The 19,716-nt window shown below is 65.9% G+C and carries 19 protein-coding genes and 3 tRNA genes; 9 read left to right on the top strand and 13 right to left on the bottom strand.

Annotation, left to right across the window (positions count from 1 at the left end):
* Positions 1-21 precede the first annotated feature (21 nt).
* The 6 genes from VWP12_RS03425 (at position 22) to VWP12_RS03400 (ending at position 4,087) form a co-directional block, all read left to right on the top strand.
* Positions 22-813, top strand: a complete 792-nt coding sequence (locus VWP12_RS03425; protein WP_410474615.1) for an energy transducer TonB — start codon at positions 22-24, stop codon at positions 811-813.
* 235 nt (positions 814-1,048) lie between these two features.
* Positions 1,049-1,465, top strand: a complete 417-nt coding sequence (gene dksA / locus VWP12_RS03420; protein WP_410474614.1) for an RNA polymerase-binding protein DksA — start codon at positions 1,049-1,051, stop codon at positions 1,463-1,465.
* Complete coding sequence (locus tag VWP12_RS03415) at positions 1,458-2,039, top strand: peptidylprolyl isomerase (protein WP_410474938.1); 582 nt, start codon at positions 1,458-1,460, stop codon at positions 2,037-2,039. Before dksA ends, VWP12_RS03415 begins: the two co-directional genes overlap by 8 nt.
* Before the next feature lie 52 nt (positions 2,040-2,091).
* On the top strand, positions 2,092-3,240 hold the full coding sequence (locus VWP12_RS03410) for a ribonuclease D (RefSeq protein ID WP_410474613.1): 1,149 nt from the start codon (positions 2,092-2,094) through the stop codon (positions 3,238-3,240).
* Positions 3,241-3,539: 299 nt separating this feature from the next.
* Entirely contained in the window at positions 3,540-3,764 is a 225-nt protein-coding gene (locus VWP12_RS03405; protein WP_410474612.1) for a BolA/IbaG family iron-sulfur metabolism protein, read from the top strand.
* Between the two features lie 71 nt (positions 3,765-3,835).
* Positions 3,836-4,087, top strand: a complete 252-nt coding sequence (locus VWP12_RS03400) for a DUF1244 domain-containing protein (RefSeq protein WP_410474611.1) — start codon at positions 3,836-3,838, stop codon at positions 4,085-4,087.
* A 68-nt stretch (positions 4,088-4,155) separates the two neighbouring features.
* Here the strand turns inward: VWP12_RS03400 and VWP12_RS03395 are convergent, their stop codons facing one another.
* Positions 4,156-5,100: a hypothetical protein gene (locus VWP12_RS03395; protein ID WP_410474610.1), complete on the bottom strand. Its 945-nt coding sequence runs from the start codon at positions 5,098-5,100 to the stop codon at positions 4,156-4,158.
* Between the two features lie 192 nt (positions 5,101-5,292).
* Between VWP12_RS03395 and VWP12_RS03390 the strand changes: the two genes are divergently transcribed.
* Positions 5,293-6,051 (top strand): hypothetical protein, encoded by a 759-nt coding sequence (locus tag VWP12_RS03390; protein WP_410474609.1) that lies wholly within the window; start codon positions 5,293-5,295, stop codon positions 6,049-6,051.
* 121 nt (positions 6,052-6,172) lie between these two features.
* Here the strand turns inward: VWP12_RS03390 and VWP12_RS03385 are convergent.
* From VWP12_RS03385 to VWP12_RS03330, 12 genes are all read right to left on the bottom strand, one after another.
* Positions 6,173-6,249 (bottom strand) — tRNA-Asp (locus VWP12_RS03385).
* Between the two features lie 12 nt (positions 6,250-6,261).
* A tRNA-Val gene (locus tag VWP12_RS03380) sits at positions 6,262-6,337 on the bottom strand.
* Between the two features lie 2 nt (positions 6,338-6,339).
* Positions 6,340-6,415: transfer RNA gene (locus VWP12_RS03375), tRNA-Gly, on the bottom strand.
* Between the two features lie 197 nt (positions 6,416-6,612).
* Complete coding sequence (locus VWP12_RS03370; protein ID WP_410474608.1) at positions 6,613-8,484, bottom strand: cation:proton antiporter; 1,872 nt, start codon at positions 8,482-8,484, stop codon at positions 6,613-6,615.
* A gap of 499 nt (positions 8,485-8,983) precedes the next feature.
* Positions 8,984-9,430: a DsrE family protein gene (locus VWP12_RS03365; protein WP_410474607.1), complete on the bottom strand. Its 447-nt coding sequence runs from the start codon at positions 9,428-9,430 to the stop codon at positions 8,984-8,986.
* Positions 9,431-9,674: 244 nt separating this feature from the next.
* Positions 9,675-10,781, bottom strand: a complete 1,107-nt coding sequence (nadA, locus tag VWP12_RS03360; RefSeq protein ID WP_410474606.1) for a quinolinate synthase NadA — start codon at positions 10,779-10,781, stop codon at positions 9,675-9,677.
* A 111-nt stretch (positions 10,782-10,892) separates the two neighbouring features.
* Positions 10,893-12,686, bottom strand: a complete 1,794-nt coding sequence (gene aspS, locus VWP12_RS03355; RefSeq protein ID WP_410474937.1) for an aspartate--tRNA ligase — start codon at positions 12,684-12,686, stop codon at positions 10,893-10,895.
* 83 nt (positions 12,687-12,769) lie between these two features.
* The gene (locus tag VWP12_RS03350; protein WP_410474936.1) at positions 12,770-13,486 is read right to left on the bottom strand and encodes a DUF502 domain-containing protein; all 717 of its coding nucleotides are present in this window, start codon (positions 13,484-13,486) and stop codon (positions 12,770-12,772) included.
* Positions 13,487-13,500: 14 nt separating this feature from the next.
* Entirely contained in the window at positions 13,501-13,989 is a 489-nt protein-coding gene (locus VWP12_RS03345) for a DUF3429 domain-containing protein (RefSeq protein WP_410474605.1), read from the bottom strand.
* 153 nt (positions 13,990-14,142) lie between these two features.
* A complete protein-coding gene (locus VWP12_RS03340) occupies positions 14,143-16,152 on the bottom strand; it encodes a methyl-accepting chemotaxis protein (RefSeq protein WP_410474604.1) in 2,010 nt (669 codons plus the stop codon).
* Between the two features lie 148 nt (positions 16,153-16,300).
* Positions 16,301-16,489 (bottom strand): hypothetical protein, encoded by a 189-nt coding sequence (locus VWP12_RS03335; protein WP_125199467.1) that lies wholly within the window; start codon positions 16,487-16,489, stop codon positions 16,301-16,303.
* A 140-nt stretch (positions 16,490-16,629) separates the two neighbouring features.
* The gene (locus VWP12_RS03330; protein WP_410474603.1) at positions 16,630-17,298 is read right to left on the bottom strand and encodes a Bax inhibitor-1/YccA family protein; all 669 of its coding nucleotides are present in this window, start codon (positions 17,296-17,298) and stop codon (positions 16,630-16,632) included.
* A gap of 109 nt (positions 17,299-17,407) precedes the next feature.
* Between VWP12_RS03330 and VWP12_RS03325 the strand changes: the two genes are divergently transcribed.
* Entirely contained in the window at positions 17,408-18,268 is an 861-nt protein-coding gene (locus tag VWP12_RS03325; RefSeq protein WP_410474602.1) for an SDR family NAD(P)-dependent oxidoreductase, read from the top strand.
* Positions 18,268-19,698: a cardiolipin synthase gene (gene cls, locus VWP12_RS03320; protein ID WP_410474601.1), complete on the top strand. Its 1,431-nt coding sequence runs from the start codon at positions 18,268-18,270 to the stop codon at positions 19,696-19,698. Before VWP12_RS03325 ends, cls begins: the two co-directional genes overlap by 1 nt.
* The last annotated feature ends 18 nt before the right edge of the window (positions 19,699-19,716 follow it).

Below are 19,716 nucleotides of genomic sequence, written 5' to 3'. Positions count from 1 at the left end.
AACCACCCGGAAAACGCAGGGATGCCGACCAAGGGAACGACACAAGAACACCACCGCCCCGACGACCTCGCCGCGAGTCCCGCGCTGGGCTCGTCCCGGGTGTTGCCGATCGCCATCGGGCTGGCCGTGCTGGCCCACGTCGGCCTGCTGCTGCTCGAAATCACCCGCCCTGAAGCCGAACAGCGCCCGGTCATCGAGATCACCCTGGATGCCCCAGAGGCTGAACGCAGCGTCGATGCGGGCCGGGAGACCGATGCCATCAATCGCGAGCTGCCGGCCGACCCGATGCTCGCCGGCCAGCGCGGCCCGGACAGCCCCACCGACACCCTCAAGGAAGACGGACAGGGCCCGCAGCAGGAAGGTGCCTGGGCGGCGAGCGACACGCCGCGCCGCATCTCCACCCAGGATCAGATCGACCAGCTCTACGAACAAGTCAACGAGGCACTGCGCACCGGCTACGCCACCAGCCGCACGCAGGGCGGCCCTGCCGGGCGCTATCTCGCACGCTGGAAGCGCCAGGTCGAGGCCTACGGCAACCAGCATTATCCCGATGCGCTGGTGCAGCAGAACCTCTCGGGGCAGGTGATCCTCGAGGTGACCATCGGCAAGGGCGGGCACGTGCTCAACCTCGCCATTCGCCGGTCGTCCGGCAACCCGATCCTCGACAACGCCGCACGCAACCTCCTGCAGGCCGCCGCCCCCTATCCGGCGTTCCCCGACGAGCTGGCCGCCCGGCACGATCGGCTGGTGATCACGCGCACCTGGGTATTCACCAGCGACCGCCGGCTGCTCGACGAGGCGACAAGCCCTTGATTGACAACCGACAGCCCCATTCGGCGGGCGTTGCGCTCACCGGATACCGCCCCTATACTTGCCCGTCGCCCGTTCTCGGCCATGGACCGGAGGACGAGGCAGGCAGCGGCCCCGGCGCGATCCGCGCGATTGCACAACCTCCGGGGCGGCCCCGAAAGGGCCCGTTCCGCGAGTCGTCATTCGGCGCTTTCACATTCAATTACAGCGTCTGCTCGGGCAGAGGTGGTGGATAAACATGGCAGTTGAACTCCCGGAAGGTTACAAGCCCTCGGAAGACGAGGAATACATGAACCCGATGCAGCTGGAGTACTTCCGGCAGAAGCTCATGACCTGGCGCGACCAGTTGATGACCGAGTCGGACTCGACCATCAACCACCTGCGCGAAGAGAACTGGCAGGAGCCGGACATCAACGACCGCGCCACGCTGGAATCCGACGCCGCGCTCGAGCTGCGCACCCGCGATCGCTACCGCAAGCTGATCAACAAGATCGACAAGGCACTCAAGCGCATCAACGACGGCGATTACGGCTTCTGCGAGGAGACCGGTGACGAGATCGGCCTCAAGCGCCTGGAAGCCCGCCCGATCGCCACCCTGACGATCGAGGCCCAAGAGCGCCACGAGCGCCTCGAGCGTGTCCAGCGCGATGATTGATGCGGTACGCCGTCTCGCGGCTGCCGCCCTGGCCGCCGCGCTGGCACTTGCGACCCTGCCGGCAGCCGCCGACACCCAGGTGCGGCTGAATACCAGTCACGGGGCCATCCTCATCGAGCTATTCGACGACAAGGCCCCCGCCACGGTCGACAACTTCCTCGCCTATGTCCGTGACGGGTTCTACGAGGACACCATCTTCCACCGCGTGATCCCGGGCTTCGTCGTTCAGGTTGGTGGCTATACCGCCGACTTCGAGCGCAAGGCCACCCGGGCCCCGGTCGAGAACGAGGCCGACAACGGCCTGAAGAATCTCCATGGCACGCTGTCGATGGCGCGCACCAACGACCCGGACTCGGCCACCTCGCAGTTCTTCATCAATCTCGCCGACAACGACTTCCTTGATCGTCAAGCCGGCAAGCCCGGCTACGCCGTGTTCGGCCGGGTGATCGAGGGGCTGGACAACGTCGAGGCCATCGCCGCCATCCCGACCGGTGCAGCCGGCCCGTTCCGCCAGGACGTGCCCCGCGAGACCGTGCGGATCGAATCGGCGCACATCGTCGAGCCTGGCGAATAACCGGCGTGCCGAGGTTCCCTAGATCCCGCCGCCAGACCCCGTCGACGGGCGCATGAACCACGAGCAACCTCAGGTCCGTTTCGTCACCCATGGCGAAGAACTCGACGCCCTGCTCGAGGCCATGCGCGCGGCTCGCTACCTGCCGCTGGACACCGAGTTCGTCCGCGAGCGCACCTACTTTCCCCAGCTCGCCCTGCTGCAAATCGCCACCACCGACACGGTCTGGCTGGTCGACCCGATCGCCGGGCTCGATCTCACGCCCTTCTGGCAGGAGCTGGTTTCGCGTGACACCCCGGTGGTCCTGCATGCCGGCGATCAGGACCTCGACCTGATCCTCACGGCCGCCGGGCGACTGCCGCCGCAGGTGTTCGACACCCAGGTCGCGGCCGAACTGCTCGGCATCGGCGGCCAATTGAGTTACGCGGCCCTGACCGAGGCCCTGCTCGGCACCCGCCTGGACAAGGGCGAGACACGCAGCGACTGGCTTGCCCGCCCTTTGAGCGACACGCAGCTGAACTACGCCGTGCAGGATGTCGCCCAGCTCCACGCTCTTTACCCGCTACTCGAGCAACGCCTGCAAGACGCCGGGCGCCTCGACTGGATGACCGAAGAGATGGCACGCCAATGTGAGCCGGCGCGCTTCACCCCGCCCGACGAGCAACGCTGGCAAAAGATGCGTGGCGTGCAGACGCTCAACCGGGCCGGTCTGGTGGTACTGCAGGTCCTCGCGGCCTGGCGGGAACGGCTGGCACGCGAACAGGACCGGCCGCGCCGTTGGGTATGGGGCGACCAGGCCATGCTGGACCTCGCCCACGCCATCGCGCGACAGACCGCCAAGGCCGACAACCGGCCGAGTGCCGAGGTCATCACCGACCAGGTCGTCCGCGCTCGATCCCCGCTAGGCCGGGATTCGAGCGCCCAGGACGCCCTCGGTCAGGAGATCGCGGCGGCACTGGCCGGCGATCCGGCCGACTGGCCGCGGCTGTCGCGTCCACCGGCACTGCCGCCAGCGCAGCGCGAGCTGGTAAAATCCCGACAGGCAAGGCTGGTCGCCGTCGCCGAGGAGCATGCCATCAGCCCCTCTCGGCTGGCCACCAGCGCCGAACTCAGACAACAGCTGGCCAATCCGGATCGGCCATCTAGGCTCACGCAGGGCTGGCGAGCCCCACTGCTCGCGCCCATCCTGCAGGCACCCGACTAGGGAAGGTCTGCACGAATCCGATATCGCTCTGCGCGCACTGAGCCGCGCAGATGCAAGGCGCTCGTCCGTCGTGAAAGAGTTATTCTCTTTCATAGGACGACAACACCGCAGATGCGCGGCTCAGAGCGCGCCCTGCGGGGCTTGGCGAGCCTTCCGTGCTCGGTGTTGCGCCGTCTTGACGTGGCCACCGGCACGTCGGCGACGACGCGCCTTGATCACGAATGGCTCGCCAAGCCAGAGTGACATCGGATTCGCGCAGACCTTCCTCAAACCCGCACGACCCGGAGGACCTTCCGCAGATGACCGACAACGAGATCATCGAGCTGATCCAGGCCGAACTGCCCGACGCCCGCGTACGGCCGGACGGTGAAGGCTGCAATTTCCGCATCGCCGTGACCAGCAGCGCCTTTGTCGGCAAGTCCCTGCTGCAGCAACACCAGATCCTCAATCGCATCCTCAAGCCGTTGCTTGATTCGGGCGAGCTGCATGCCGTCACCTACGACACACGGACGCCCGACAGCTGATTCGCCCCGACTTGCGCCACCCGGAGTGAGTCACCCCCCAAGTGAATAAAACCGTTACGCGAGGGACCCTCATGGCCATCGATTCCAGCAACCGTGATCAGATCGAGGCCGCCGCCTTCCGCCGGCTGGTGGCTCACCTGCAGGAACGCACCGACGTGCAGAACATCGACCTGATGAACCTGGCCGGCTTCTGCCGCAACTGCCTGTCACGCTGGTTGCGCGAGGAGGCCGAGGAGCAGGGCATCGACCTGGAGGATGCCGAGGCGCGCGAACACGTCTACGGCATGCCCTACGAGGAGTGGAAGGCCCGCTACCAGAAATAGGTCGGGCCCAACAAAAACGCCCGGACCAGCATGGCCCGGGCGTTTTTGTGACGCGACGTGCAGCGCGCTTACTTGAGTGCCGGCCACTCGCCATCGTTCAGCGCCTTGGCCGCGCGCTCGCGGTAGTAGTCGACATCGGCATTCTGGAATGGCTGGGTGTCATTGACGGTGATCACGCGGAACCAGCCGGTGTAGATGGCCAACAGGTCGTCGACACTGAACCCAGACACCTCGCGCGGATCGTCGCTCTGCTGCGCAAGCTCGCCGAGCTGCTTGTCGAGGATCTCGTGCAGGCGCACGATCACTGCCGCCAGTGGGTCATCGCGATGCTCGGGGGTGGTGCCGCCGAGCATGCGCGCGGCCGTCTCGACCGACTCGGGGTAGCCCTCAAGCTTGGCGGCGACCTCGTCGAGCATCGGTGCGGCCTTTTGCAGGGCTCGCGATGCCGGCACGGGGAATCCTCTGCCCTGGGTCGATTCGACCTGCATCTTGCCGATCTCCATCGCCGCCACCATGCGCGGCAGGCCCACCTCCTCGGCACGACGGATGGCCACGTCAAATCGATCCGGCGTCATGCCCATGCCGCTGCCGAGGTACTTGAGATAGGCGATACTCAGGTTCTCGCGCTTGAGATAGAGCTGGCTGCCACGCCGATAGGTCATCACCTCATCGGTCGGCAGGCGCTGCTCGACCACCAGGTCATCCGGGTCGTCGGAAACGATTTCCGCCCCGGAAAGCGCCGTGCCACCCGAGGGATGACAGGTGCCGCTCAGCGTCTTGCCCTTGCCCGTCTGGACCTTGTTGATCCGGAGGGTCAAGGTGCCATCGTCATGCACCTGCTCGACGAAGCCCTCCGCGTAACCGTCCAGTTCGGGGTTGGGTTCGAACATGGGCACGAAGACCTTTTCGCCCACCTCGAAACTTGCGGCGGACGCCAGGCCGGCGGAGAGCAGCAGTGTCGCGCCAACGGTGACGCCGGCCACACGGGCCATATGACGGGTGATCGGTTTCATGACTCGTTCACGAACCCACTCACCGATAATAGCGGGCACGCCCATCCCACTTGTCTGCCCCGCTGAAAGGGAGATCCACATTATCGTTACCTCGAAATACCTGTTTTCCAAGCGCGCAAGGCCACGCCGGGTCACCGAGAGACCAGCGGCCTCTCGCCGAGTTCATCCTTCATCGAATCACGGGGCCATCGCATGAAGGCCAACGTGCTCGAACGGCTGAACGACGAACATGGCCCGCTCGAGGTCATCGAGCAGGGCGGCGAGGTCGCGCTCCAGTTCGGCAACCACACCTCGCAATCGGCCTGGCGACCGGAGCAGCCGGAGCAACTCTGCTTCGCCTATTACCGGGCCATGATGCTGCCCCTGGCGCTGCACCCGCACCCCGCCCGCGTCGGGCTGCTGGGGTTCGGTGGCGGCGTCCTGGCGAAGTTTCTTCTCGAACATACCGAGTCTAGCATCCACGCCGTCGATCTGCGCCCCGCCCTTGGTCCGATTGCGGCGCGTCACTTCGGAGTGGATCTCGAGCACCCCCGGCTGGACCTGCAGTTCGCCGACGTCAGCTCGCCGGATTGGGAGCCGCCGGCACCACTGGATGTCGTGCTGATCGACCTGTTCGACCAGGACGGCATGATCCGCCTGCCGGACGAAGCGGTCGCGCGGCTCGCCGAGGCGGTGGCCCCCGGCGGCATGATCTGCCTCAACCTGTGGCGCAACCACATGCCGGCGGTGGTCGAGGCCCACCGGCAACTCTCGGCACATTTCCACCCGGATGCGCTGGTCGCCCACGTGGCCGACCGCCTGAACACCGTGATGACCTACCGACGCGAGGCCTGGCGCCCCGACGATCTGGAAAACGGCTTGCGACGACTCACCCGAGAAAGCGCGCCACTGCGACGCGCTCAGGGGCAGGCATGGCAATGGCTGCAACCGCTCCGGGGTCAGCGGAAGTAGGCGAGGCAGACGACCACGACCGCCGCAAGAGGAACGCGCCGAGAAAGGATCGCCCAGAAAGCAATAGCGGCGGGGCACAGACGAAGAAAGGCCCGCCATGGAAGGCGGGCCTTTCGGGATGTGGCGCAGCGGACGGGACTCGAACCCGCGACCCCCGGCGTGACAGGCCGGTATTCTAACCAACTGAACTACCGCTGCTTATAGAGATGATGGTGGGTGGTGAGAGGCTCGAACTCCCGACCTAAGCCTTGTAAGGGCTCCGCTCTACCAACTGAGCTAACCACCCGATGGAGCGGGAAACCGGATTCGAACCGGCGACCCCAACCTTGGCAAGGTTGTGCTCTACCAGCTGAGCTATTCCCGCGCATCTCTCGCGACCGATCGCTCGACCGCGTTTGCTAGAGCGCGCATTATACAAACCCGGATTCGTGACGCAACCCCTTGGGAACGCGGATGACGAAAAAATTTCAGCGCCCCACTCACCGGACCAGCCATCTCATTGATCGCAGGCGACAAATCCGCCCCCAAAGACGCCACGCTTGCTGCGAAAAACTGTTTACCTCACCCCGGCAGGCGCTCCCCACCGCTGGATGGCGCACCCGCCCCTTCCCGGGCCGCAGGTCTATCGGCGTCGGCGGACGGCTGATACAGGCCAATCAGGATCCAACCCGGCCCCGGGCGCTGGCTGAGTTCGTCACTCAAGGGCCGCAGGTTGCCGTTGGGGGTGATGCCGAACAGCAACTCGCCGCGCCCCTCGTAATGGGCGAGGTACTCGCTGTAGCCAAAGCTCTCGGTCAGGCGGGTGCTGAACAGTTCCGCACCGGCCTCGACCAGGCGAAACAGATGACCCAGCGACACATCCTCGCGGAACAGGCCGCGGGCGTTGAACTGGGTGGTGATGCGCTGGTTGTCCGAACCGGCCACCTCCTGCGGGGTCTGCAGCACGAACACGTTCGACTGGCCAAACTCGTGGCGATAGCGGACCGCGGCGAGGTTGTTGATCTCCGACTGCGCCGACATGGCGAACATCTGGCCGATGCCGACCAGGTCCAGCTTGCGGTCGGCCGCCTCGGAGACAGGGTTGCCGTAATAGGTCTCCAGCCCGTCCATGCGCGCCTGGCGGATCTCGCTGTAGTTGCCGTCGGCCATCACCACGCGAAAGCCATGCTTGTTCAGCACCTTGGCAATCTCGCGCGTGACGCGATTGGCGCCGACGATCAGCACGCCGTGATCCTCGGGCAGGGCAATGTCCAGGGCCCTGGCCAGCGGCCGGGCGGTCAGCGAGGCCAACACCACGGTGCCGACAATGATGATGAAGGTCAGCGGCACGATCACCTCGGCACCCTCAAGCCCCTGCTCGACCAGCTTGAGCGCGAACAGGCCCGAGACGGCTGCTGCGACGATACCCCGTGGCCCGATCCAGGCAATCATCGTCTTCTCGCGCCAGTTCAGTCCACTGCCGATCGCCGACAGCCAGACCTTCAACGGCTGGGCGACAAACACGATCGCCGCAAGTACCAGCAACGCCCCGAAGCCCACCTGACTCAGGGTGGCCGGATCGATGCGGGCGGCAAGCAGAATGAACAGCCCGGAGATGAACAGGATGCTCAGGGTTTCCTTGAAATGCAGGATGTCGTCAAGCGGCACGCCACGCATGTTGGCCAGCCAGATACCCATCACGGTCACCGCCAGCAACCCGGACTCCTCGGCCAGTACGTTGGATGCGGTGAAGACGGCCAGCACCGCGGCCAGCACGGTCACGTTGATCAGGTAATCCGGCAGGGCATGGCGCACCAGCAACTGGCCGAGCAGCCAGCCACCCGCGACACCCAGCACGGTGCCAAGGCCGACCAGCTCGAGGAACGGCAGCACCACCCCCTCGAGCCCTGCCGCCCCGGTCTGCGACTGGGTGACGATGAACTCGTAAACAAGTACGGCTAGCAGCGCGCCGATCGGATCGATGATGATCGCTTCCCAACGCAGGATCTTGCTGACCCGCGGGCTGGGGCGAACGATGCGCAGCAGGGGCGCGATCACCGTTGGCCCCGTCACGACCACCAGCGCACCGAACAGGAACGCGATCGGCCAGTCCAGGCCAACAAACCAGTGTGCCGCGGTGGCCGCCACCCCCCAGGAAATCACCGCCCCTAGGGAGACCATGCGGACGATCGTCGACGAGACCCCCTGTATCTCCCGAAAACGCAGGGTCAGGCTGCCCTCGAACAGGATCACGCCGACGGCCAACGAGACGATCGGGAAGAGCAGGTCGCCGAAGAGCTCGTCGGGGTTGAGCAGGCCGAAGATCGGGCCCAGCGCGATGCCGATCAGCAACAGGAACAGGATCGCCGGCACCTTCACCCGCCAGGCGAGCCACTGCGCGGCAATGCCCAGCACCACGATGGCGGTCAGGGAAAGAAGAATCGAGTCGTGCATCAAGAGGCTCGCTTGGGAAGGTCTGCACGAATCCCCAATGCCTCTGGCTTGCCGGCTTGTTCGCCATCAAGGCGCCGATCCGAAGGCGGGCTCATTGCCCGGCGAGGATCGGCAACACCGAGGGCGGACAAGCCGGCAAGCCCCGGAAGGGCGGACCGCCAGGCGCCCATCTGCTGCGTTGCAGCGCTTGCCAATGACGATGGCCATTGATCTGCGCACGGCGCCTTGCATCTGGACGCCTGGCGACCCGCAGAGGCGTTGGGGATTCGTGCAGACCTTCCGTGGAAATCAGCCGGCATGATAGACGTTATTCGTCCCCGCGAGCGAATCCCCGCCGCCGGGTCGGGGGAAGCCACAGGGCGACGGGACCACCGTCCCGCCGACACCCGCACGACCAGCGACGGGGTGCGCAGCACGCAAAAAACCCGGGAGACCCCGGGTTGCGATGACGTTCGGTTGCCGGTGGCGCCCCACCGGGGCGCCTGGCCAGGCGGACGGCTTACGGATGGATGTAGGCCCAGCCTTCGGCCTGGCGATCGGCGACGTGGGCCACGCCGGACGGGACGACGTCGGATTCCTTGGTGTCGTAAAGGTCGTCCTTCACGTCCAGGTTCTTGCCGCGCAGGGTGTTGGCACAGACCTTGATCTCGACATCATGCGCCTTGACGTTGTCGATGGCGGCCTGCAGTTGCGGGTCGTTGCGCGCCTCGGTCAGCATAGCAATGCCACCGCCATGGACGGCGATCTCGATCTGGGTTTCCGGGCCGGACGGCGAGTTGATGTGGTTCGTGACGTTACGCAGGGCAGCCTTAATGGTGTTCATGTCCGACTTGTTGACATGATAGACGACCTGCTTGGTCTTCTCGGTCTCGGCCAGGGCGGCGTTGGACTGCAACGCCAGCGGCGCGGCGATGATCAGGGCAAGGGTGGCGATCAGCTTTTTCATGGCTTTCTTCTCCTTCAGTATCAAAACCAGTGAGAGCACCCTACGCCGCCAATACCCAAGCGTGGAAGTCGAATATTTTTATTCAACGAGCACATTCATAAATCAAAGCAGTTGCGAATATTCGCAACTCTTTTCTTAAGAGAACAGCCAGATACGGACATCCGCATCCAGGCCGCCCGCCCCGGAAACGAGAAAGGCCCGTCACGGGACGGGCCTTTCGAGACAGAAGCAGGGGAATGACGACTCAGGCGTCGTTGTTGCCTTGAGTGACGATGCCCCGGCTGCGCGAGAAGTCGAGCATGCGCTGGATCGATTCGACCGCCTTGACCCGGATCGCGGGGTCGACCGTGATCTCGTGGTCTTGCGGGTGCTTGAGCGCGTCCCGCACGCTCACCAGCCCGTTCATCGCCATCCACGGGCAGTGCGCACAGGAGACACAGGTCGCCGAGCGCCCGCCGGTGGGCGCCTCGATCAGGGTCTTGCCCGGCGCGGCCTCGGCCATCTTGTGGAAGATGCCGCGGTCGGTCGCCACAATCAGGGTCTCGTTGGGCAGTTCGGTGGCCGCCTTGATCAGCTGCGAGGTCGAACCTACCCGGTCGGCCATCTCGACCACCGCCTCGGGCGATTCCGGATGGACCAGGATGGCGGCCTCCGGGTGCTTCGCCTTGAGCTCGGCCAACGCGTCGGCGCGGAACTCGTCGTGGACCACGCAGGAGCCTTCCCAGAGCAGCATGTCCGCGCCGGTCTTGTCGCGGATGTAGCGCCCCAGGTGCTTGTCCGGCGCCCAGAGGATCTTCTCGCCGCGCTCCTTGAGGTGCGTGACGATCTCCAGCGCGTTCGAGCTCGTGACCACCCAGTCGGCGCGCGCCTTCACCTCGGCCGAGGTGTTGGCGTAGACCACCACCGTGCGGTCGGGGTGCGCGTCGCAGAAGGCGGTGAACTCCTCGGGCGGACAGCCGAGATCCAGCGAGCACTCGGCGTGCAGTTCCGGCATCAGCACCCGCTTTTCGGGGCTGAGGATCTTGGCCGTCTCCCCCATGAAGCGCACCCCGCAGACGACCAGCGTCTGCGCCTCGTGCTCGGCGCCGAAGGCGGCCATGTCGAGCGAGTCGGATACCCGCCCGCCGGTCTCGTCGGCCAGGATCTGCAGGTCCTCATCGACGTAGTAGTGGACCACCAGCACCGCATTCTGCTCGACCAGCAACTCCTTGATCTCGGCGCGCAGGGCCTCGCGCTCCTCGGCGGTCACCGGCGCGGCCGGCTTGGAGGCCAGCGCAATGCGGGCGATCTCGGGCTCGAGGGCGACGGGGATCTCGCGCGCGGCGCGATCGGATTGGGCATTCGCGGTCATACGGCCTCCCGGGAAGGACGGCGCGCCGGCGATTGCCGGCGGCCAACGAACAGGGCACGACTACCACCCATGACTATGGACAGCAGCACCGATTGCAAGGTCGGGCGGCGCTCAGCCCTTGTCTTCCTTGCTTTCCTTGGGCGGCAGGCGCACGCGGATGGAAAGCTCGCGCAGGGCGGCCGGGTCGATCTCGCCGGGCGCGTCGGTCAAAAGGCAGGCCGCCGACTGGGTCTTCGGGAAGGCGATCACGTCACGGATGGAGGTCGCCCCGCTCATCAGCATGGCGATGCGATCGAGACCGAAGGCCACGCCGGCCATCGGCGGCGCGCCGTACTTGAGCGCATCGAGCAGGAAGCCGAACTTGTCCTGCGCCTCGGCCTCGTCGATGCCTAGGTGGGTAAACACGCGCTGCTGCATCGCCGGGTCGTGGATACGCACGGAACCGCCGCCCAGCTCGTAGCCGTTGAGCACGAAGTCATAGGCCCGCGAACGGACGTTTTCCGGCTCGGAATCGAGCTTATCGATATCGTCCGGGTGCGGCGCGGTGAACGGGTGGTGCAAGGCGTAGTTACGGCCGTCCTTCTCGTCATACTCGAACATCGGGAAGTCGACCACCCACAGCGCCTTGTAGCCGTGCTCGACCATCTCGAGATCATGGCCGAGGCGTACGCGCAGCGCGCCGAGTGCCTCGTTGACGATCTTCGTCTTGTCGGCGCCGAAGAAGATCAGGTCGCCGTCGGCCGCATTGGTGCGCTCCATGATGCCGGCGATCGCCTCGTCGGTGAGGAACTTCAGGATTGGCGACTGCAGACCCTCGCGCCCGGCGGCCGCGTCGTTGACCTTGATGTAGGCCAGGCCCTTGGCGCCGAAGATCGAGACATACTTGGTGTAGTCGTCGATCTGGCTGCGCGGCATCTTGCCGCCCTGCGGCACGTGCAGTGCAGCGACACGACCGCGCGGGTCCTTGGCCGGGCCGGAGAAGACCTTGAAGTCGACGTCCTTGACCAGATCGGCCACGTCGACCAGTTCCAGCGGGATACGCAGGTCGGGCTTGTCGGAGCCAAAGCGGCGCATGGCATCAGCCCACGTCAGGCGCGGCAGCGGATCGGGCAGGGCGACCTCGACCGCCTCGATGAACAGATGGCGCATCATGTTCTCGATCAGGCCCATCACCGTCGCCTCGTCGGCGAAGCTCATCTCGAGGTCGAGCTGGGTGAACTCGGGCTGGCGATCGGCGCGCAGGTCCTCGTCGCGGAAGCACTTGACGATCTGGTAGTAGCGCTCGAGCCCCGAGACCATCAGCAACTGCTTGAACAGCTGCGGCGACTGCGGCAGGGCGAAGAATTCGCCCGGGTGGGTGCGTGAGGGCACCAGGTAATCGCGCGCGCCCTCCGGGGTGGCCTTGGTGAGCACCGGGGTCTCGACGTCGATGAAGCCGGCGTCGTCAAGGAAGCGACGCATGGCGCTGGTCACGCGGTGACGCAGACGCAGACGATCGAGCATTTCCGGGCGGCGCAGGTCGAGGTAGCGGTAGCGCAGCCGCACGTCCTCGGAGACGCGCTCATCGTCGAGCTGGAACGGCAGCGGCTCGGCGCGGTTGAGCACGGTCAGCGACAGACCGAGGACCTCGATCTGACCCGAGCGGATATTGGGGTTTTCGGTGCCCTCAGGGCGATTGCGCACCCGGCCGCGCACCTGGATGACGAACTCGTTGCGCAGCGTCTCGGCGACCGCGAACATCTCGGGGTCGTCCGGATCGAACACCACCTGCACCAGGCCGTCCCGGTCGCGCAGGTCGACGAAGATCACGCCGCCGTGGTCACGGCGCCGGTTGACCCATCCGACCAGCTCGATTTCCTGGTCGAGCAGCGCCTGGTCGACTTGTCCGCAGGTATGTGTCCGCATCGGCATGGTCATCAAATCCGTCGTGGTGAAAAGCCCGCTATGGTAGCGCCAGCGGCGGGATTTTTCGAGCGCTGCCGGCCGGCTCAACCCTTGTCGCGCGAATCCGTACGGCCGAGGTACGGCTCAGGCGGCGTGGTATCGAGCACACGCCCATCGCCATCGCGACGCGGCGGAAGGACCACGCCCAGGGAGACCACCATGCGAAAGCCCTCCTCGACGGTCATGTTGAGCTCGACCAGCTCCGAGCGCGGCACCATGATCACGAACCCCGAGGTGGGGTTGGGCGCGGTGGGCACGAACAGCGTCACCAGGTGTTCCTCGATGCGGTCCTGCACCTCGCCGATCGGCTCGCCCGAGACGAACGCGATCGACCAGGCGTTGCGGCGCGGGTACTCGACCAGCACCACCTCGCGAAACGAGCGCGAGTCCTGCGAGACGAAGGTCTCGACCACCTGCTTGACCGCCGAGTAGATGCTGCGCACCAGCGGGATGCGATTGAGCAGTCGCTCCCAGGCATGGATCAGGCTGCGCCCGAGGATGTTGGCGACCAGCGCCCCGGTCAGCAGCACGATCACCACGGCGAAGAACGCCCCCATGCCCGGCAGTTCGAAGCCGATCAGGGCCTCCGGCCGATAGGCCGAGGGCAGCAGCACGATGCTCTTGTCCATGAAGGAAATCAGGGCGTTGACCACCCAAAAGGTCACCGCCAGCGGTGCCCAGACCAGGATGCCGGCAATCAGCCAGCGGCGCAGGGTGACAAATCGCCCACCCTTGCCGGGCTTGTCCTCGTCGTCCGGCATCTGCGGCTGCTCGTTCATGCGCCCCCCGCGGGCCCCGCCATGGGCAACAATGGCCGCATCCACGAGGCGATGGCCGCCAGTAACGCCAGCGCGGCAAGCAGCGTGAACCACTGGCGCAGTCGCTGGTACGACCAGCCGACCGGCAGGCTATCGAGCCAGTGGCGATCGATCTGCCAGGAAACCACCAGCAGCAGGAACAGCAGCGAGAGCGACAGCACCGCCCAGGGCAGCATCGCCACAACCCAGGCAGCCAGCATCAGCAGCGCGCCCCAGGCCAGGCGATGGCGCGCATCCCCGACCAGCAGGGCGCGCTCGGCGGGCGTGGTCGCCAGGACCACGCCCCAGTGAATTGCACCGAGAAAGCCGAGCATCACCGCGGCATAGGCGGACAGCGCATCGAGCGCATGGGCCGACCAGGCCGGCGTGGTCATCCACGCCAGTGCCGCCAGGGCCCAGAACGGGATCAACAAGCCGAACGCGAGCAGATAGGCGGTAGTGCGCATTCCGATCTCCTTGGCCCCGGGGCCGTGACTTACGCCGGGCGGCGCAATGAACTTGTTGTCATTCTAGGCCAAGCACCCGCCGGAACAACCATCCAGAAACGACATCGCCCGGGGGCGGCCCGGGCGATGGCTGGCTAGCAGACGTGGCTCGGCTCAGCCGGTATTGAACTTACTCACCTGACGCGAGAGCTCGTGGGCATAGCGAGCCACCGATTCACCGGCATCGGCGGTTTCCTGAGCGGCCTGGGCGTTGTCGCTGGTGGTCTCGCTCATGTGCTCGATGCTGGTCTTCATCTCGCCGGAGACGGCCGTCTGCTCCTCGGCGGCCGCGGCGATGCGCGTGCTCATGTCCTCGAGCCGCTCGAAGGCCGAGGCGATCTCGTTGAGCATGCGGTCGGCCTGGGTGACCGCCTCGAGGCTCTTGTTGCTTACCTCGCGGCCGCTGGTCATTGCCTCGACCGCCTCGCCGGCACCCTCGCGCAACCGGGCGATGATATCGGTGATTTCGCGGGTCGAATCCTGGGTGCGATTGGCCAGCGAGCGCACTTCCTCGGCGACGACCGCGAAGCCGCGCCCCTGCTCGCCGGCACGCGCCGCTTCGATGGCCGCGTTCAACGCCAGCAGGTTGGTCTGCTCGGCGATTGAGCCGATGACGTCCAGCACCTTGCCGATCGACTGCGACTGATCCGAGAGGTTGGCGACGATGCCCTCGGCGCGGGTGAGCACCTCGTCGAGTTCCTCGGCGTTGCGGGCACTGCCGTTGACCTGGCCCAGGCCGTCATGCAGCTGGCGGTTGGCCTGCTGCACGGCCGAGCTGGCCTCCTCGGCCCCGCGGGCAACCTCTTCGGCGGCCTCCAGGGTCTGGCCCATGCCGGTCATCAGCGAATCGATCGCCGCCTCTTCGCGCTTGGCGCCTTCCCGACCGCGCCGCGAGGCACGCTCGAGGCTTTCGGAGGCCTCGGACATGGCCGACGACGAGCGGGCCACCTCGCGCACCAGGTTCTGCGCGGTGTCGGCGAAGGTGTTGAAGGCCGCCCCCACCTGGGCAATCTCGTCGTTGCCCTCGGCCGGCAGCCGCTGGGTCAGGTCGCCGTCGCCTTCGGCGATATCGCGCATGCGACCGGCGATGTGTTGCAGCGGCCGGGAGATAGTCAGCACCGACAGCCAGGCCAGCAGCCCGACCACCAGGATCCCGGCGATCACCGAGCCGATCTGCCAGTTGCTGGTCGATTCCAGCGCCGCCATCAGGCTCTTGGAGCGCTCGGCGATCTCGCCCCGCTCGCGCGCGACGATCGACTCGACGCTCTCCTCGATCTCCTTGAAGACCGGCGTCAATTCGGTCCGCACCAGGTAGGCGTCCATGCGCCACTTCTCGGAGGCGTGTATGTCGAAGGCGCGGTTGGCCGCCTCGATGAATTGCGGCACTTTCTCGTTGAGTTGCTCGACGGCGTCCACCTGCTCGAAGGTGAGCAGGTAGTCGTATTCGTCGGCGATCTTCTGCGTGCGCTCGAGAGCCTGGTTGGCGTAGAGGTTGAAGTTCTCGCGCAGGGCCGGCGAGCGGAAGGAGATAAAGCCACGCAGGCCGGCGACCACGTTACCCCAGTCGGCCTGCAGGCGAGCGAGGTCCATTACCAACCGGCGGCGCGAATAACGGCTGGCATCGGCGTTTTCCTCGGCGTTAAGCAGTTGGCCAAGCAGCCCCGAAATCTCGCGCTGCAAGGGGTTGGCGTTCTCGTTGGCATACTGCATGCCCGGGTTGTTGGCCGCCTCGTCACCGGAGATGGTGATGATCTTCTCGGCGGTGCCGGTGAACCGGTCGATCTGATCGTCGAGGTTGCCGCCCGAGTTGTCTCGGTAACGCGCCAGTTCTGAGCGTGCAGCCTCGACCTTTTCCAGGGCGTCGCGGAAGCGGGCGAGGTCCTCGTCGCGCTGGCTCTGCAGGTAGAAACCCAGCGCCCCGACCCCGCGTTCGACCTGAATGCGAATGGTGTCGGCGGCAAAGGCCGCGGGCTGACCGCGCTCGACCACTTCCTCGACCTCGTGGGCCACCTTGTTCATGTTCACCATGGTGAGCACGGCGATCGCGACCATCAGGGCCAGGATCAACCCGAACCCGAGCAGGTTCTTCTGCGACAAACTGAAACGATTCAACCAACCTAGCATCTGCTCCTCCTGCCCTCGTTCCTATATCAGGACGGGCTGATTCCCGCGCGATTCTTGTGGGTAAGCGTTGTTATCGACCCGCGGGGCAAAAACTTGATGCCCGCGAGTGTTTTCGCGCAGACCTTCCCTGACCGCCGCCAAGATCCCGTCAGTTGCCGACGAGGCTCATCAGGAATGCCACGAACCCGGCCACGGCAAGCAGGATCAATGCCACTCCCAGCCATTCCTCGCGCGAACCCTTGCGACTAGCCGCCATCATCGGCTTGACCCGGGGCAGCAGGAAGAGCAGGACCGCACCGAGCAGCACGGCCATGCCGATCTTCATCCAGAGATCCATCACGTCACTCCTCTCGGCCCACGCCAATGGGCCCATTTCCGGTGATCACGTACAAGAAGACCCCTTGCACGAGGCAAGGGGTCCGGTGTGCTGACGCCCGCGACCCGGCCGCCGACCGAGTCGGGCAAGCGCCCCTTGTGTCAGTCGTTCTGGTTCATCCCCAGCAGACTGAGCAGGTGCACGAACAGGTTGAAGATGTTCAGGTACAGACTGACGGTCAAAAGCAGGTAGTTGTCCTCACCACCGTTCACCATCCGGCCGGTGTCGTAGAGGATAAAGCCGCTCATCAGGAGCACAACCGCCGCGGAGATCGCCATGGACAGCGCCGGGATCTCGAGGAAGATGTTGCCCAGCATGGCCGCGAGCACCACCACCAGGCCGACCACCAGAAAGCCGCCCATGAAGGAGAAGTCACGCCGCGAGACCAGCGCGTAACCGGACAGGCCGAGGAAGATCGCGCCGGTACCGCCCAGGGCAGTCATGACGATCTGCCCACCGTTGGGCAGGGCGAGGTAGTGGCTCAGCATCGGGCCCAGCCCGAAGCCCAGCAGGCCGGTGATGGCAAACACCACGCCGAGGCCGGTGGCCGAATGGGCCGTGCGCGGCAGGACGAACCAGACCAGCACCAGTGCGCCACCCAGGGTGAGCAGCGATGTCCAGCCCGGCACGCCGGCCAGCAGGGAGACCGTCGCCATCAGCGCCGAGAACAGCAGCGTCAGCGACAGCATCATGTAGGTGTTGCGAATGACCTTGTAGGTCTCGAGCTGGGAGACCCCCGTCTGAACGGTGGCCTGATTCTCGAATGCCATGCAACCTCACCTCGTCTCTGGTATTCATGTGATTCGGAGTTGATCCCGGAGTATAAGTGCTGTGAACTCAGGCGCAATCGCCCGACCTGATTCCAAGGAGCAGCCCCTCGTGTCCGACCTCGCCACCCAATCCCGTCGCGTCCTGATCACCGGCTGCTCATCCGGCATCGGCCGACGCGCCGCCGAGATGCTCGCCGCGCGAGGCCATCAGGTGGTTGCCAGTCTGCGCAGCCCGGCCGACGTGACCGCGTGGCCGCATACCCACATCCCGGCCGTGGAGCTGGACCTGGATGACCCCGAGTCCATCCGCACGGGGCATACCGCGGCGGTCGAGGCGGCCGGCGGGCCGATCGAGGCCCTCTTCAACAACGGCGCCTATGGACAGCCGGGTGCGGTCGAGGATTTGAACCGTGCCACCCTGCGCGCGCAACTCGAGACCAACCTGCTCGGCACGGTGGAACTGACCAACCACCTCATCCCCTCGATGCGCGAGGCGGGCTTCGGTCGCATCGTGCAGAACAGCTCGGTGCTGGGGGTGAGCGCGCTGGCATTTCGCGGCGCGTATGTCGCCTCGAAGTTCGCGCTCGAGGGCATCAGCGACACGATGCGCCTGGAACTGGCGGGCAGCGGCATCGAGGTCTCCCTGATCGAACCCGGCCCCATCACCTCGCGCTTTCGCGCCAATGCTCAGCGGGCCTTCGAGGCGAACATCGATTGGCAGCGCTCGGTGCACCGCGAGGCATACGAGCGCCAGCTCGAGCGGCTGAAGAAACCCGGCCCGGCCGCACCGTTCACCCTGCCGCCGGAGGCCGTGGTCCGCCGCGTGATCCATGCGATCGAATCACGCCGACCGAAGGCGCGTTACCCGGTAACCGTGCCGACCTACCTGTTCGCCGTGCTCAAGCGCCTGCTGACCACGCGGGCGATGGACCGCGTGCTGGCTCGCGCCTCGGGCGGCGGCAAGCGCTGATGAACGCGCTCGACTCGCCCATCGCGCAGCTCTACGTCCTGATCGAGTGGACGATCCGGCTCGCCGCCCTGTTCATCGTGCCGCTGCGCCGCCCACCCGCTGCCGCGACGGCCTGGTTGCTGCTGCTCTTCTTCCTGCCGATCGTCGGGCTGGTGATGTACCTGCTGGTGGGCCGGCCCCGGATTTCCCGCGATCGCGCCGAGAAGGTCGCCCATCTGACACATACCCTGCGCCCGATCACCGACCGGCTCGCCCAAGCGGAGCCACAAGGCAGCGGCAACCTGCCGGCACGCTTCGCCGCGGTCGACCAGATGGTGCGTCGCTGGCGCCAGTTTCCGCTGTTCGACGGCAACCGCATCGGCCTGATCGATTCGATGGACGCCTTTGCCGCCGAACTGGTGCGCGAAATCGACGCGGCCCGGGATCATGTGCACCTGACCTTCTACATTGCCGCGATCGACCGGGCCACCCGCCCGGTATTCGATGCCATGGAACGGGCGGCGGCGCGGGGCGTGACCGTCCGGCTGATCGTCGACGACTTCGGCTCCAAGGAAAACATGCGCGATCTGCGGCGACTCGCCCGTCGCGGCATCGCGGTTGGCCGGGCGTTCCCGCGCTCGAAGCTGCCGCGCAAGTCGGCACGCTTCGATCTGCGCAACCACCGCAAGCTGGTGGTGATCGACGGACAGGTCGGCTACGCCGGCTCGATGAACCTGGTGCACCCGGAATTTCGCCGCGGGCAGTCCTACGAGGACCTGATGTTGCGCATCGAGGGGCCGGTCGTGCTCGAGCTGCAGGCGATCTTCGCCGGCGACTGGTACCTGGAGACGGGCCTCCTGCTCGACACCGAACGCTATTTCCCGACACCGGTCACCGCTGGACACGAGTCCTGCGTCGGCCTGCCCAGTGGCCCCGAGTACCCCGAGCCGCTGCTCCAACGACTGCTGCTCGGGCTGCTGCATGCCGCCACCGAACGGGTCGAAATCGTCACGCCGTATTTCGTCCCCGACGAATCCACCCTCGATGCGCTCAAGGCCGCCGCCCGTCGAGGGGTGCATTGCGAGCTCATCCTGCCCGAATCGCTCGACCACCCGTTGGTGCAACTGGCACAGGAATCCTACTTCGACGAATTGCTCGAGGCCGACGTGATCATCCGGCGCCACCCGACCCGACTGCTGCACAGCAAGATCACCCTCTGCGACGGCCAGCTCTCGCTGGTGGGTAGCGCCAATCTCGACGTACGTTCCTCGCTGATCAACGCCGAATTCGGCCTGCTGTGCTACTCCAGCGAAACCGCCGCCCGACTGGCCGACCAGATCGAGGCCTACCGACGCGTCTGCCCACTGCTGACTCGCGAGCAATGGGACGAACGTGGCCGCGGCCGCATCCTGACACAGAATCTAGCCCGCCTGACCTCGCCCCTGCTCTGAGCCAGTCGGCAGCGGGGA

The organism is Guyparkeria sp. TX1 (assembly GCF_046523965.1).
In the GTDB taxonomy this organism is placed as follows: domain Bacteria; phylum Pseudomonadota; class Gammaproteobacteria; order Halothiobacillales; family Halothiobacillaceae; genus Guyparkeria.
This window is presented reverse-complemented; position numbering and strand designations above follow the sequence as displayed.